Origin of the sequence: Bacteroides fluxus YIT 12057 (assembly GCF_000195635.1) — a bacterium.
GTDB classification, from domain to species: Bacteria; Bacteroidota; Bacteroidia; order Bacteroidales; family Bacteroidaceae; genus Bacteroides; species Bacteroides fluxus.
The window spans coordinates 93598-109028 of the sequence record NZ_GL882623.1; the positions used below are offsets into that span (position 1 = coordinate 93598).

Genomic DNA, 15431 nt, shown 5'->3' on the forward strand with positions numbered 1-15431 from the left:
AGACAGACAATGGATAAAAGAAGAATACCGCTTGCTGTTGACCGGACAGCAGGCGGTATTCTTCTTATGGGGTGTATCAGTCTTCTTCACAAGTGTCCCGGTCCAGATGCAGCAGACGGTTGATTTCCCTTCGCTTTTCCAAATCCGTAAAGTAGGCTTCTACTACTGCGTACAGGTCGAATCCTGTAGTGGATCCGGCTGCCAAGTCCAGTGATTCTACCATCTTTTCTACCGCTTGGTGAATGCGTTTCTTGCCGATGAAATGCAATTCATTGCTATGAATCAAGCTTTTTTCCATGATACTTTCTGGTTTTAGTTAGTATAGGTATAACGTTCCGCCAGGTTAGTTAGTTCATGCGAAATGAGTGGCTTTGCCTAAAACCGCCATGCCAGTATTCGGCTGACTTTTGTACCCTGGGACATCGGGATTACTCTGTATTCAGCTACATTGACCGCTTTTAGACGGGCATACAGCTTTTCCAATGTTTCTTTTTTGGATACCAGGCAGGTGAACCATCTGCAGTTCCTCTGATACTTCCGGCTTTCTGTAATCATGTTCTGCAGGAAGCGTACTTCTCCGCCTTCACACCACAGTTCATTGGAGGTGCCGCCAAAGTTCAGCTTCGTCTTGGTAATCTTTTTTCCTTTCAAACTGCTGAGTTTCCGTAAGTTCCCCTCTTCCGCTGCTTCTTTTGAACTATGGAAAGGAGGATTGCAAAGGGTTACGTCGAAAAAGTCTTCCGTAGCGATGATGCCGTCCAAAATCTTCCGGCTGTCCTTTTGAAGCCGTAATTCTATTTTGTGGGCAAGCACCGGATTGCACGTGACAATCTTCCGCGCATTTTCAATGGAGACAGGGTCGATGTCGGAACCCACGAATGTCCAGCCGTATTCGGTATGTCCGATAATCGGGTAAATGCAGTTGGCGCCCACGCCGATATCCAGGCATCTGCACGGCTTCGTTTCTCCCATATTGTTTCCTTCTTGAAGGAGGTCGGCAAGGTAGTGGATGTAATCTGCCCTTCCGGGAATAGGGGGACATAGGTATCCTTTGGGGATATCCCAGTAGCTTATCCCGTAATAGGTGATCAGCAATGCCTTGTTTAATGCCTTCACGGCCTGTGGATTGAAGAAATTGATGGTAGGTGTACCATAAGGGTTGGGTGATACGAACTTCTTTAGCGGCTGGTAATTCTCTATCAACCGGGGGAAATCATATTTTCCCTGATGTTTGTTGTTCTTATGTAATTCCATTTTATCTGCCATGTGGCAAAGATACGGAGAATCATGGGAAACTTTGTGTTCTTGCCCGTACTTATTGGACTTTTGTCCGGACTTTGACTGATAGGGAAATCCCTATATATAAATAGAGGTAATAACCGGAATATGACATTTTATTATTTTATATTTGTAATACGGTAAAAACTAAAAAAAATGTTGCCATGAAGAAGATATCTGTTTTGTTGTTGTTGACAGTGTTAATGGGCTGTGGCGTTTATGGAGGTTATGGGTTTGACTATGCTCAATTGAGCAGTATTGAGCGAGGTATGAGCTTTAAGGAGGTAACTGCCGTTCTGGGGGAACCGGCTTTCCGTGATTTCGACAAGGAGAGGGAAGCGTGGACCTTCCGTGCTTTGGGGATGCAGGGATGGTCGGTTGTTAAGGTCTGGTTTAAGGAGGGCAAGGTTGTGGAGATGAAGAGTTATCTGGAAGATACAGGCACTCCTGCCAAGACGAACCGTCATTTAGACGGCAAAAAAGACTCCTCTTCCGGCACGGTGGATGCTAAAACGAAAGTGTATGTTTCTCCTGAAGGTAAGCACTATATTCAGACAGGTAATATAGTGGTTACTCCAGAAGGCAAACATATCATAGTTCCTTAAGGTATGCCTCATTTGTTTTTTACACGTTTCAACGGTAATCTTGGAAATAGTTTTCTGAAACGTACCAAATGGGAAGTAATGTTGCTTCCGGCAATAATGAAAGTTACGGCCAGGATAATCAATACTATTCCACAGCACAATCTTGGGGTCAAGGATTCTCCGAAAACGGTGACTCCGAAGAACACGGCTGTGACAGGTTCCAAGGCTCCAAGGATGGCTGTTGGGGTAGAGCCTATGTATTGGATAGCCTGTGTGGTACACAGGAATGATATGGCGGTTGGGAAAACGGCCAGTGCAATCAAGTTTCCCCATAAATACCATTTATCCACAACATGCAGGCTTTGGCCGAAATCGACACGGACTAAGAATAGTGACAAGCCGAAAAGTAATACATAAAAAGTAACTTTAAGTGTTGCCACATCTTTCAGCATAGGCCGGTTTACGCCTACGATATAGATGGCATAAGAAAGGGCCGACGCCATAACCAGGCTGACGCCTACCAGACTGAGTGTTGCGCCGTCACCTCCTTTATAAAGGAGCCCGATGCCGCTTAATGCCAAGAAGATGCAGAAGGTGGTCTGTAGGGTGATTTTCTCTTTGAAAGCGACTGCCATGATCAATGCTACCAGAATAGGATAGACGAACAGAATGGTTGATGCGATACCGGCTTCCATATAGTTGTAACTCTGGAAGAGGGTAAGGGAAGAGATGGCAACCAGCCATCCCAGAATGATCAACGGAAGTATCTCTTTTCTTTTAAGCTTGAAGTTCCTGCCCCGTGTCTTGAGCATGATGCCCAATATCGGAATGGCAAACAAATATCTGAAAAAAAGAACGGAATCCGGATCCATGCCTTCCTTATACAACGGGAGTGCGAAGAGCGGGTTCATGCCGTAGGTGGCAGCGGCAATGGTCCCCAATATGTATCCTTTGACTTTTGCATTCATAAACCTTGAACTTTATCTTGTTAATTACTATATGAAAAAAGCAGCTATCTGATTTAGATAACTGCTTTATTCTTGGTGATCCGCTTGGGGCTCGAACCCAAGACCCCAACATTAAAAGTGTTGTGCTCTACCTGCTGAGCTAGCGAATCAATCCTTTATTGCTGTTAAGCGGGTGCAAAGATAGGCACATTTCTTGAAAAAACAAGAGTATGGATGAAAAAAGTTTGTATTATTTTTATTCGCAACTATCTTTCTGCTGATTATCAGATGATTCTGTTTTATGGATATTTTCGCGATTGATGATGAATCGCTGATAATAGGATAACATTAATGTGGTAAGTGGAAGAGCTATGATCATGCCCAACATTCCCATTAGAGACCCCCATATAGACAAGGATAAGAGAATAATGGCTGGGTTCAATCCTGTTATCCTGCCCATGACACGGGGCACTATCAGTCCGTCTTGAATGGCTTGTACAACGGCGAATACGGCTGTTGCCGATGCTATGATAATCCAGAAATTACCTCCCGTGTCTGCAGCTTTCAGGATGGCAAGTATAATGGTAGGTACAAACCCGATAACCTGCAGGTAAGGTACCATATTAAGGGCGCCGATAAACAGTCCCAAACCTATAGCCAGCGGGAAATCTATGATGAGGAATCCGATACTGAACAGGATACCCACGCATAGGGCGACAAACGCTTGTCCGCGAAAATATCTGTTCATGCCGTCTTTGACATCATTGAATAGGTTTACCGCAAAAGGACGGTATTTCTGTGGAACAAGATGGGCCCAGCCTTCTGCGATGCTTTCATAATCCAATAGAATAAAAACGATGTACAGGAGAATCAGAAAGAAGGTGAAAAAGCTGAATAGCAGATTGACCGATTCTGACAGCAGGGACCATAATCGGGGGACTGTCTCCTTGAGGGCATCTAAAAGACTCTCCTCCTTGAAAAGCTGGTTGAGGAATTGCATGTCGATGTTCTCCCTCAAAAATTCCGATAGTGTTTTAGGGACATTGCTGTCATGGGCTCCATTGGAAAAGTATTCTATCAAAAGATCCTTGACTCTACCGAACTCTTGTATCATAGGGGGGACAAGCAGGTAAAATGCTGCTCCTCCTATTGCTAAAAGAGTGATCAAGGCGCAAAAGATGGAAATGACGCGGTTCTTTAATCTTAATTTGTATTGGAAGAATGTGACCAGTGGGTAGGTGAGGTAAGCGATGAGCCATGCTATGAAAAATGGCAATAGCACACCGCTTAAGCGTTTGAGGAGCATAAGTATGCCGATAATGATAATTCCGAGGATAACTCCGCGGATGAAACTGTCGAAAGTAATTTTCTTACGTTCCATAATGTTTGGATCTGTTATTGTAATTAATCACCGTTTGCCTGCAGGTCGTTCCGGATGGCCTGCTGGTAACATTCACGGCACAGAGGCTCATATTCTTCGGTTTCTCCCAATAATACTTGTTTGTCGTTTTTGACGGTACGGTGGGAAAAAGAAGCCAGTTGTCCGCACTTTACACAGATGGCATGTACTTTGGATACTTCGTCGGCGATGGCGCACAACCCCGGCATCGGACCGAAAGGAATTCCACGGAAGTCCATGTCCAGCCCGGCAACGATAACACGTACGCCGTTGTTGGCCAATTGGTTACATACATCAATTAAACCACTGTCGAAGAATTGAGCTTCATCGATACCTACTACATCGATTTCGGAGGTAAAAAGCAGGATGCTTGCGGATGAGTCTATCGGGGTGGAGGCAATGGAATGGCTGTCATGTGACACGACATCTGCGTCGGAATAACGCGTGTCTATGGCAGGTTTGAATATCTCTACCCGTTGTTTGGCAAATTTGGCACGCTTCAGCCGCCGTATCAGTTCCTCGGTCTTTCCCGAGAACATTGAACCGCAAATAACTTCAATTCTTCCTCTACGTTTGGTTTCTTGTATATGATCTTCCGAGAATAATACCATATTTTCAAGTGTTATGATTTAGATGCAAAGGTAATACTTTTTAAATAGTATGCCGACTGCCGCATCTTATAAAATAACTAGTATAATTATCTTTTTGTACCTAGCCAAGTCCACTTGTGCCAGATATATTCCAATGGCCCTTGCTTGTGCCGGGACAGCCACCATTTACATAGCCTTACCTGAACTAAGAATGTGAAGAATCCAATCAGTAAGCTGACTGTGTATCCGCAATAGGGGGCAAGACTCAGGCCGAACGGGAAGTAAATGGCCGCTCCTATGATAGATTGGGTTATATAGTTTGTTAAACTCATCCTACCGTAGAAACGTAAATTGTTGGTGGCGTTGCGGAATCTTTTGCTTTGATAAAGAAGGGTGAAAGATGCGGTCAAAACCAGGGTAAAGGCCAGTTTCTGCCACATGTCGAATATGGTTCCTACCGTCTGCCGTATAATTGTATCATTCTGCATGATAAGTTCTTTCAAAGTATATAGAGGAGCGAATGCTACGGCGGAAATGATCAATATTCTGACCCAGAAGTGGAGATTCTTTTCAGAAGGTATAAAGAACTGCTTTCTGCCGATGTAAACCCCTAACAGGAATAATCCGGCCGTCTGAAAGAAGCGTCCGGCATTTATAGCCCATAGAAGGCTTGCTTTCTGCCCCAATGTAATGTTACCTGAAATGAAATCCCAAAAGTTTCCCGCCTTTGTGTATTCCGCTACCTCTGCATACATTTCACCTACTTTCAAATCCGGTAACTGATGTGCCGGATTCATCAGATTGGCAATGTAATGATACCATTCGACAGGTTGCAATAGAAATATGACGGCAGTTATGATAATTGCCTTGTTGCTCCAATTGCGCGTAAAGAACAATACGAGCCCGACTATCGTGAATAGCAACAGGACATCTCCTGCCGGGAAAAAGGCGGCGTTTAATGTCGCGAATCCGGCTAGCAAGATTAAACGCCATAGAAAACGATAGCCAAAATCTTTGCCTTGTCTCTTCTGGTTCTGGGTCTGAATATAGAATGTGAACCCGAATAGGAGGGCAAATATGGCATAGGCTTTTCCGGCAAAGAGGGAAAATATCCCGTTGAATACTCCTTGGTCCAGAATGTTCAGCCACTCCGGTGAGTCTGTCGGATAAACGGGAAAAATAAAATGTTCCAGATTATGAACCAATATAATTGCCATTACAGCAAATCCCCGTAGGGCATCTATTACCTCAATACGAGGATTTGTGTTGGGAAGTTGTTTCATGTGTTATTTATTTGATAATAGTTTGATTTGTTGATTCATAATGAAAAAAGTATTAGGTAAAGGCTATCGTATTTATTATAGCTATGTAACCATGTGTTGCAAAGGTAGGAAAAATAGAGTAAACAATGGAATATACTGAAAAAAGTTCTAATTTCCGGCTTGAAATAATACTTTTGCGTGCTTTCTGAGATTTTTTCATTATTTATTTCTACATTTGTGGCATTAACACGGACTGTGTAAAGGATATGCAAACCTTATTAAACGACATAGAACTGGACATTCAGGAATTGAAATGTTTGATGCAGGCTATTTCAAATGATGCCAATCCGGCATTGAGAATAGTGGCAAAACGAAATATTCAGCAGATGAAAGCGCGTTTGGATGCGTTGCAGAAAATGTTGGATGAGGCGTCCATGGATGCCGGACTTGTTTCTCCGGTTACTCCGGTTACTTCTGTTATTTCCGGAGAACCTTCTTCTGCTGCTCCCGAAGAGTCTTCTTCTGTTACCCCCGGAGAGCCTTTTTCTGTTGCTGTAACGGCAACTACCTCTTCTATTTTGGCAGAACGTATTAAACCTGCCACAAGTTTACGTCACGCTATCAGTCTGAATGACTCATTCCGTTTTGCAAAAGAACTTTTCAATGGGGACTCTGCCCGCATGAATGAAGTAGTACGTCTTATAGGTGAAGTATCTACTTTGGATGAGGCAATGGTTATTTTCAACTCGGAAGTGCATGTGGACGATGAAAATGAAGCTGTAGCCGATTTCATGGAACTTCTTAAAAAGTATTTCAGCTAAATCACTGATGTGTATGGGAAAACTTTATATAGTGCCTACTCCGGTAGGAAATTTGGAAGATATGACATTTCGTGCTATCCGGATATTGAAGGAAGCGGATTTGATTCTTGCCGAGGATACTCGTACCTCGGGGATATTGCTGAAGCATTTTGAAATAAAGAATGCCATGCAGTCTCACCATAAGTTTAATGAACATAAAATGGTGGAAAGTGTTGTTAATAGAATAAAGGGTGGTGAAACTGTGGCTTTGATTTCGGATGCCGGTACCCCTGGGATATCTGATCCCGGTTTTTTAGTGGTACGTGAATGTGTCCGTAACAACATAGAGGTGCAATGTCTGCCGGGAGCAACAGCTTTTGTTCCGGCACTGGTAGCTTCCGGATTGCCCAATGAAAAATTCTGCTTCGAAGGTTTTCTTCCGCAGAAAAAGGGGCGGATGACTCGTTTGAAAGTGCTGTCAGAGGAGTGCAGAACCATGGTGTTTTATGAGTCGCCTCACAGACTGGTAAAGGCGTTGATGCAATTTTCCGAGCATTTCGGACCAGAGCGTCAAGCGTCAGTCTCACGGGAAATATCCAAGGTGCATGAAGAAACGGTGCGTGGTACCCTTGTTGAATTGATAGAACATTTCACAGCCAATGAACCGCGTGGTGAAATAGTAATTGTAGTAGCAGGAATAGACGATTAAATAACTTCATTAACAAAACGTAAAACAAAAGCGTATGAAAAAGTTAGCAATTTTAATTGTATGCGCAGCTGTAGTGGCTTCGTGTGATAGCTTTTCTGGTGGCAGCAAAAGCCAGTTGAAAGCTGAAAATGATTCTCTTTTAATGGAATTGACTCAGCGAAATGCCGAGTTGGATGAGATGATGGGCACTTTCAATGATATATCTGAGGGATTCCGCCAAATTAATGCAGCGGAAAGCCGCGTTGATTTGCAGCGTGGTGCAGTGGCAGAGGGTTCTTTGAATGCTAAACAACAGATAACCTCGGATATCGAGTTCATCCGTAAGCAGATGGAAGAAAACAAAGAGCAAATTGCCAAACTGCAATCCATGTTGAAGAACAGCAAGAACAACTCTGCCCAATTGAAGAGGGCTGTTGAGTCTTTGACACAGGAATTGGTGGCCAAAACCCAACGCATTGAAGAACTGCAGGCAGAATTGGCTTCCCGGAATATTCGTATTCAGGAATTGGATGCGGCAGTAACAGGCTTGGCTGCGGATAAAGAAGCATTGTCGGCAGAAAATGAAGCTAAGGCCAAGACTGTTGCCGAACAAGACAAAGCACTCAATACTGCTTGGTTTGTATTCGGAACAAAGAAAGAGCTGAAGGATCAGAAAATCTTGACTAATACCGGACTTTTCCAGAAAAAGCAAGTCTTGAAAGACGGTGATATAAATAAAGACTACTTTACACAGGTCGATATCCGTACTACGAAAGAAATAAAGCTGTATTCTAAAGACGCTGATATCTTGACGACTCATCCTGCCGGCTCTTACGCTTTGGAAAAAGATGATAAAGGACAGCTCACTTTGAAGATTACCAATCCCAAAGATTTCTGGAGTGTATCTAAGTATTTAGTAATTCAGGTGAAATAACACTTCATACAGTGTATTTTTAATGCATACAGTTTACCGCAGATTGGCACGGATATTGGTTGGAGTGCGGATCTGCGGTAATTTGTGTTTTTAATGTTGTAACCGGTTTATGGCTTATTCTTATAAAAATCTCTTTTTTGATCTTGATGATACTTTATGGGCGTTTTCGGTGAATGCGCGTGATACATTTGAAGAAATGTATTTAAAATATGGTTATCACCATTATTTTCAGTCCTTTGAGCATTACTATACTATCTATCAACGTCGTAATCTGGAATTGTGGGAGGAATATGGAAACGGGAGAATCACTAAAGAAGAGTTGAATCGCCAACGTTTTCTGTATCCGTTGGAAAGCGTGGGGGCAGGGGATGTCGCTTTGGCGAAAGCTTTTTCCGATGATTTCTTTTCTGTGATTCCTACCAAAAGGAAACTAATGCCGCATGCGTATGAGGTCCTGGAGTATTTGTCGTCAAAATATAATTTATATATTCTTTCGAATGGATTTCAGGAATTACAATGCCATAAGATGCGTTCGGCAGGTATAGATGTCTTTTTTAAGAAAGTAATCTTGTCTGATGATATTGGTGTGTTGAAACCTTGGCCGGAAATATTTCATTTTGCTTTATCCGCTACACAATCTGATTTGAGGGAGTCTTTAATGATAGGTGACAGTTGGGAAAATGATATAACGGGAGCCAAAGGGGTAGGGATGCATCAAGTATTCTATCATACAACCGGGAAGACAGGATTACCTTTTCAGCCGACTTATCAAATATCCGATTTAAAAGAATTAATGGAATTTCTGTGAAATTTAGGATTTAGTTGTATTTTTGCCAATAGAAACGTTTAAAATACAGCTATGGAAACTATCTTGCCTTTCGCTTTGCTTTGTTTTACCTCCTTCTTTACATTGACGAACCCTCTTGGAACCATGCCGGTATTCTTGACCATGACTCATGGCATGACGGATAAAGAGCGGCAGTCTGTGGTGTCTCGTGCCACATTGGTGGCTTTTATAACGATCATGGTCTTTACTTTTGCAGGACAATTCCTTTTCAAGTTTTTTGGTATATCAACGAATGGATTTCGTATTGCAGGTGGTGTAATTATCTTTAAAATAGGGTTTGACATGCTACAGGCACGCTATACTCCCATGAAATTGAAGGATGAGGAAATCAAAACTTATGCGGATGATATTTCGATAACTCCGTTGGGCATTCCGATGCTTTGCGGTCCGGGTGCTATTGCCAATGCCATAGTGTTGATGCAAGATGCTCATTCTATTGAGATGAAAGGCGTGTTGATCGGTATGATCGCATTTATTTATCTGATTACTTTTTTCATATTACGTGCTTCTACCCGTCTGGTAAGAGTGTTGGGAGAAACCGGTAATAATGTGATGATGCGTTTAATGGGACTTATTTTGATGGTTATTGCTGTTGAATGCTTTGTCAGTGGAATGAAGCCTATATTGATTGATATTTTAAAAGAGGGAGTTGCTGGTTTGCTTTGAATGTAATTGTCTTATATAAAAGAGGTGTCTTTACTGCAAGTGTGCGATATTTATGTAATATTGGGAATTATCGATCGTATTGTTAGCTGGAAAAAAGGAGGCCGGTGGCCAATTATGGACCGGACTCCATTTCTTTCCTTTAATAAGAACTGATATCAATTACATCTATGCCTTCTATGTTTTTTAACTCAAATCCATTAGAATTCCAACTTTCAATGACAATCTGTCTGGAAGTCCCGGAAGTATAGGGGTGGGACAATCCTACGCTATAGCTCTCGTTAACACCATCGCCCCAGGATACATTACCAAAAATATTGTCGCCCGTAAGTGTCGGTAATAGTAAATTCTGTCCCGAATGTGTCAGCCGAAGCACACCGTAGCCTTCCAATTGTCCCATTTCGTCAGTATCCTGATTCAGTGAGATGGTCTCTGTCTGGTCTGGAATAAATTCAATGCCATAATCTGTCAGCACCAGTCTGAAGATGTATTGGAATCCTCCTTTCATCTCCACTTCGGGAAATTTTACTTGATATTCCTTATCGTCGATTCGGACCTGCAGAACAGCGGTCTTTGTTTTCGTATTGAAAGGTATCCACCAAAGACGAGGCAAGTCCGAGGTCCAGCCACCGGAAGTAATTTCTTTATCGATAACCAAGCCAACGTTTTCTTTACCCGTACCTTTTACTTGTCCAGTCTGTACATTCAATGTTCCACTTGTATATACCTCTTCTCCCGAAATGCTGATGCCCTTCAACTTACCGTTACCTGCATATCCTTGGCTGCTGATGTTGAATGTCACCAATGAAAGAGCGTGTTTCAGCGTCAATTTGGCCACATGCGTGGTATAAGTGACTGGAACAAAATTGCCGGAATAAAGTATGTCTTGCTGCTTACTGATGTCAACGGGAATGGCAGACAGGTCGTTCACACCTTCCACATAGGGGGAAACGGCATAAATGAAAGACTTCTCTTCTTTGGATAGCCTAATTGCGGGAACAATCTCCCAAGAGCTTCCCGTATAAGTAGCGGTAATGTTCTCCACCATATCCGGAGCGTCTATACGGCCATAGGCTTTGGCATACAAGTTCATGGCATCGTCTTTTTCAAATGTAGTGGTTACGGTTGCCTTTGTTTGGATTTCGGTAGTAATGGACACTTCCACTTTGTCGGTATCGGTATCTTCCGTTATCTTGTCTTCGCTGCAAGCAGCCAGTAATAGAACCAGGCTGCCAATTAATAACCAGGATGTTTTCATATTCTCATTGTAGTTTAGAGATTATACGAATAGTCTTTATCTCGTCTGCGCACTTCAGTTCCAGCGAGTTTTCACCGGCAGGCAGTGCTGAAGCGTCTAAATTCAATTCCGGCAACGGGTCAAGCGCCCCTTGCTCTAAGATACTGCCGTCAGCCCCTTTCAGCACATAGGTCACGTTGTGCTTCGTGGTCAATCTGAAAGTGTGCCTTTGCCTGTCATATTTCAATGTGGTTGTCTCCTCAATGCTTTTCCAGGGTTCTACGACAATGCGGAATATTTGTGTCAGCTCCGTATTGCTTTCCGTGTCTTTAACCGTTATTTCAATATCCCATTTGGGTATTTCGGCATTGAGCACTTCGGTTGTTTTCAGCATTCCGTTTTCGTACTTGAAAGGAACCTGCTCATAGCTGCCGTTGGCAGAATTATAAGTGCCGTGCACTGTGACGTCGTAAGTGCTTTTCACGTCTTCACCATTCACCTTTACGCTTCCGATCACCGATCCGTAAGGTAGTCCTTCTTCTATCTTGTTGTTACTAAGTGAGATGCTTCGCAGTGTCTGGTTGGGAGCGCCTATGCCGACCACTACCACATGATAAGCATCATAATCCATCTGCATAGCTGCGTCACGTAAGTTATCTATGGAGAACTCTCCGTTTCCATAACCGCCCCATCCCCAATTTACGTGGAAATGTCCTTTACCGTCATAACCGTCAATGTTGAAGCTATGACCTGCATTGTTTTGGGTATCTACTGCATTATATATAATCGCTCTTCCTGCATTCAATTCGTTAAGGAGCAGTTGTTCCCAGTCTCCTTCATATTCATCACGCCAATAGTAGGAAACGGATTCCGGGTAAGAAAAATTATTTATGAGTGCCTCCGATATCCTGTAGACTTCATTGCTTGGTATCCCTGAACCGTCTTCACCATAATTCATACGTACACTCATTCCGGCATGGTATAGCAGGCGGGCCGTTTCGTCAAAATTATTGCTCCCTGCCATAATACGATTCCAGTCATAAGATAACTCCTTGCTGAAATCGATGCTGAGACCGCCATAATTAGGGCTTGTGTACGAGATGTTTCCTTTGGGCTGAACCGGCCAATGTTGTACACTCATGGCTTGGCTCATGGCTACTGCCACACAACCCACCAGTGCTTTTTTCTGCGGGCAATACTTGTTGTACGGTTCACTCTGGTTCCAGTTCACTTCAATCAACGGGGGAATTTCTTTCTCTGAAGCCCGGGTACTGACACCCGCTACATCCGTCCAGCCCCGGTGAGGGGATGTGACTATGCGTGCTAATTTTAATATTTGCTGTTCATACTCGTTCAGTAGATAGTGCATATTTTCAGGTAGCAAACTGCTGTCCAACGAGCCGCTTTTGGAATATCCCAGAACGGGAACTACCACGTCGTCAGCCGATACAATGATCCAGCCTTCAGGAGCAAGGTTGATGATGTAATAAGCGTTACCTGTTTCTCCTGCGGCGGATATGCTCCGTATCCCGACCGAGTTTACACCTCGTGTCCGCATAAAAGCTATTGCATGCTGCTTGGCTTGTTGTACCGTCACCTCTTTGGCATATCCTGCCGTAAAAGCCATCAATGCCAATAGTATAAATAAACATTGCTTTTTCATGGAATTATAATTTAGAAAAGGAAAGAAAGGGCGTGTTCCCGTTTGTAAGGACACGCCCTCCATCCTTCATGTCAATGAGGAAAGGTTATATTCTTATTTGGTCATAGTGATGTTGCCAATTGCATCCCAAAGATTTCCACTGAGTTGTCCGCTTCCGGCAGGAGCTAAGAAGAAGTAAAGCACTTTGGAGGTATCAAATGTAATAGTTTTCATATCCTCACTGCACTCTCCGTCTATAGTTCCGCTGGTAACCATCTGATTTCCATTTACTGTTCCCAGATAAACATCGAAATTGCCATCAGTAAAACCTACGTTCTCGGCAAACATGGTTCCTAAAACAAATGACAGTGTCACTTTTTTGGTTGTCATGTCAAAATTGTAGGCTAATGTTGCCTGAGTCCAGGCATATCCCATCATACCGGTCACATAAAGGGTTTGGTTGTAACCTTCTTCGTTCTCTTCATAACCGATCACGTTCACATCCCAAGAAAAATTGCCGGTATAAGGGCTGGCTCCCTCCATCTTCCATTTGCCTTGTAGCTTTTCATAGAAAGCAGAGTCATTGTCTCTTAAAGATACGGTCGTTACTGCGTTGGTACCAATACTTCCTCCCTCTACTTTGGTAATGGTGACGGTGAAAGTGCGTGTTTCATTGATGTCATCGTCATCTACTGTAGCGATTTCAATATTACCGCTTGTGGCATCTGCAGGAATAAGGATTGTCTTCGAAGTTACATAATAGTGAATATTATCCATGGCTGGATTTTCACCGGTTTCCGCTACCTCTACCGTGATGCGAATAGGACCATTTTGAGTCCCCTCTACCTCAATAGGGACATTGAATATGCCTTTATTTTCTTTAACGGATATCTCCGTTTGTCCCATGCTGACCGTAGCGTTCCCATTATTCCAGTCATTGTCATCATCCGAACAAGCTGCAAATAAAGTCGCTGCCAGCAACAGTGCAAATATTTTGTTAATTTTCATATTTGAATATTTCATTAAGTTCTACAAATTAATATCCAGGATTTTGTTGTCCGTTCAATTGTGGGTTGTTTTGCATTTCGTCGGTCGGAATAGGCCATACAAAACGATAATCGCTAGCTTCGTATGATAAATCAGCACCCAGTTTCACTACAATATTTTCAATGGCCGGGTTTTCAGGATGCGACGGGTTACGTTTAAAGCCTAATCCCCAGCGGCGTAAGTCGCTCAAACGGAAGCCTTCACCCAATAATTCTTTCAGACGTTCTGTACGTATGGCATTTACCAATCCTTGACCAGAGTAATTGCTTTCTTCATATCCTGCAATGCGCTTTTTCCGTAAATCATTCAAGTATTTATTTGCCAAAGTCGGGTTAGTGTTAACAGCAGCTTCAGCGGCAATCAGATACAATTCACTGGTGCGGAACACTTTGCTCATGTTCATGTAATTGGGCTGAGCTCCTGTTTTCAAAGATTCGTTACCTGGATATTTCTTGAACACATAAGCTTGAGTCTTGCTATCTGTCAACGCCCATACTTCAAAGTAGGTGTCGAAGCGGATATCTCCTTCGTCTCCATACAATTCCAACACATCGAAAGTCGGGATGTAATCAGCATTATCCAAGTTATCAGACAGATAAGTAGAACCCGTGGAATTTCCAAGTTCCGTATTGCTCATGAATGAGCGGAAGATAACTTCGGAACCTTCATCCTTTGTCCACAAGGCTTCATAGTCTGTAATTTCTGTCAGCGGATATTTTCCGGAGTTTATCACTTCTTCCGCTTTAGACAGAGCAGTGGCGTTGTCACCTTTCAACAGGGCCAAACGAGCCTGGAAAGCCAGAACGGCATATGATGACAGATAAATGGCATTAGGGGCTATATTTTCGTTGTTCGCTTTTTCAAACTCTACTAATGCATTGTAAGCATCCCCCATTTCTTGCTCAATAAATGAGTAAAGTTCATTTTGGGTGCTACGTCCCGGATAAACGCTACTGTCACCTGTAGGATGATAAACTGTTACGATAGGCAGGCCGAGAGCCGGTGTATCACCTTTTTCGGCAGAATAGGCCTGGCAAAAATGGTCTGCTAACCAGTAGTAGGCATAAGCTCTGATGAAGCGAGCTTCACCTTCATATCTCTTGATATTTCGTATTTCCTCTTCAGAAAAAACGTCAGATTTTAGTAGGGTTTCTATTTTCTCAAGCAGGTAGTTGGCTGAATTGATTACACTGTATAATCCTGCCCAATAGGCTTTGATATCGCCATCGGAAGAAAGGATGTTTCCATTGGAAATCAACCCTACACGGTTACCATTAGCAATTGTACCATGGAATAAATCCGCTTGAATGTCCGTAGAATATACATACGAACCTGTGGTCAATCCTCGAAAACTGCCATACAGACCGTTACGGAATCGCAGGCAGTCATTTACGCCTTGAATAGCACTTTGGTCATCAAGTTTCCCATAAGGCCTCTTGTCCATGTCGCAGGAGGTAACCAAGAGACCGGCCAAAAATAATATAGCTAAATATATTTTCTTCATAATAGTTGT

General features: G+C 43.0%; 16 protein-coding genes and 1 tRNA gene. 6 read left to right on the forward strand and 11 right to left on the reverse strand.

The window, feature by feature from the left end; translation table 11 throughout:
• Positions 1–76: 76 nt before the first annotated feature.
• Positions 77–298 (reverse strand): hypothetical protein, encoded by a 222-nt coding sequence (locus HMPREF9446_RS06205; protein ID WP_009124617.1) that lies wholly within the window; start codon positions 296–298, stop codon positions 77–79.
• 77 nt (positions 299–375) lie between these two features.
• On the reverse strand, positions 376–1266 hold the full coding sequence (gene rlmF, locus HMPREF9446_RS06210) for a 23S rRNA (adenine(1618)-N(6))-methyltransferase RlmF (protein ID WP_009124618.1): 891 nt from the start codon (positions 1264–1266) through the stop codon (positions 376–378).
• 176 nt (positions 1267–1442) lie between these two features.
• Here rlmF and HMPREF9446_RS06215 point away from each other — a divergent pair, with 176 nt between their 5' ends.
• Positions 1443–1883, forward strand: coding sequence for a hypothetical protein (locus tag HMPREF9446_RS06215; protein ID WP_009124619.1), 441 nt, complete (start codon positions 1443–1445; stop codon positions 1881–1883).
• A gap of 8 nt (positions 1884–1891) precedes the next feature.
• On the opposite strand, the gene HMPREF9446_RS06220 is transcribed toward HMPREF9446_RS06215, so the two are convergent.
• From HMPREF9446_RS06220 to HMPREF9446_RS06240, 5 genes are all read right to left on the reverse strand, one after another.
• Positions 1892–2830: a DMT family transporter gene (locus tag HMPREF9446_RS06220; RefSeq protein WP_009124620.1), complete on the reverse strand. Its 939-nt coding sequence runs from the start codon at positions 2828–2830 to the stop codon at positions 1892–1894.
• Positions 2831–2903: 73 nt separating this feature from the next.
• Positions 2904–2979 (reverse strand) — tRNA-Lys (locus tag HMPREF9446_RS06225).
• Positions 2980–3065: 86 nt separating this feature from the next.
• Entirely contained in the window at positions 3066–4190 is a 1125-nt protein-coding gene (locus tag HMPREF9446_RS06230) for an AI-2E family transporter (protein ID WP_009124621.1), read from the reverse strand.
• A gap of 23 nt (positions 4191–4213) precedes the next feature.
• Complete coding sequence (locus HMPREF9446_RS06235; RefSeq protein WP_009124622.1) at positions 4214–4819, reverse strand: thymidine kinase; 606 nt, start codon at positions 4817–4819, stop codon at positions 4214–4216.
• Positions 4820–4905: 86 nt separating this feature from the next.
• Positions 4906–6081 (reverse strand): DUF418 domain-containing protein, encoded by a 1176-nt coding sequence (locus HMPREF9446_RS06240; protein WP_009124623.1) that lies wholly within the window; start codon positions 6079–6081, stop codon positions 4906–4908.
• 245 nt (positions 6082–6326) lie between these two features.
• On the opposite strand from HMPREF9446_RS06240, the gene HMPREF9446_RS06245 reads away from it, so the two are divergent.
• From HMPREF9446_RS06245 to HMPREF9446_RS06265, 5 genes are all read left to right on the forward strand, one after another.
• Positions 6327–6881 (forward strand): hypothetical protein, encoded by a 555-nt coding sequence (locus HMPREF9446_RS06245; RefSeq protein ID WP_009124625.1) that lies wholly within the window; start codon positions 6327–6329, stop codon positions 6879–6881.
• Positions 6882–6894: 13 nt separating this feature from the next.
• The gene (gene rsmI, locus HMPREF9446_RS06250) at positions 6895–7569 is read left to right on the forward strand and encodes a 16S rRNA (cytidine(1402)-2'-O)-methyltransferase (RefSeq protein WP_009124626.1); all 675 of its coding nucleotides are present in this window, start codon (positions 6895–6897) and stop codon (positions 7567–7569) included.
• Positions 7570–7603: 34 nt separating this feature from the next.
• Positions 7604–8482 (forward strand): Cbp1 family collagen-binding glycoprotein adhesin, encoded by an 879-nt coding sequence (locus HMPREF9446_RS06255; RefSeq protein WP_009124627.1) that lies wholly within the window; start codon positions 7604–7606, stop codon positions 8480–8482.
• 109 nt (positions 8483–8591) lie between these two features.
• Entirely contained in the window at positions 8592–9290 is a 699-nt protein-coding gene (locus HMPREF9446_RS06260) for a YjjG family noncanonical pyrimidine nucleotidase (RefSeq protein ID WP_009124628.1), read from the forward strand.
• A 51-nt stretch (positions 9291–9341) separates the two neighbouring features.
• Positions 9342–9995, forward strand: a complete 654-nt coding sequence (locus tag HMPREF9446_RS06265; protein ID WP_039968687.1) for a MarC family protein — start codon at positions 9342–9344, stop codon at positions 9993–9995.
• Positions 9996–10134: 139 nt separating this feature from the next.
• Here the strand turns inward: HMPREF9446_RS06265 and HMPREF9446_RS06270 are convergent, their stop codons facing one another.
• The 4 genes from HMPREF9446_RS06270 to HMPREF9446_RS06285 all read right to left on the reverse strand — a co-directional run bounded on the left by HMPREF9446_RS06270 (position 10135) and on the right by HMPREF9446_RS06285 (position 15422).
• Positions 10135–11250, reverse strand: coding sequence for a fimbrillin family protein (locus HMPREF9446_RS06270; RefSeq protein ID WP_009124630.1), 1116 nt, complete (start codon positions 11248–11250; stop codon positions 10135–10137).
• Positions 11251–11254: 4 nt separating this feature from the next.
• Positions 11255–12892, reverse strand: coding sequence for a C10 family peptidase (locus HMPREF9446_RS06275; protein WP_172634242.1), 1638 nt, complete (start codon positions 12890–12892; stop codon positions 11255–11257).
• A gap of 93 nt (positions 12893–12985) precedes the next feature.
• Positions 12986–13879: a Calx-beta domain-containing protein gene (locus HMPREF9446_RS17860; RefSeq protein ID WP_157243319.1), complete on the reverse strand. Its 894-nt coding sequence runs from the start codon at positions 13877–13879 to the stop codon at positions 12986–12988.
• Positions 13880–13907: 28 nt separating this feature from the next.
• Complete coding sequence (locus HMPREF9446_RS06285; RefSeq protein ID WP_009124633.1) at positions 13908–15422, reverse strand: RagB/SusD family nutrient uptake outer membrane protein; 1515 nt, start codon at positions 15420–15422, stop codon at positions 13908–13910.
• Positions 15423–15431: the final 9 nt, after the last annotated feature.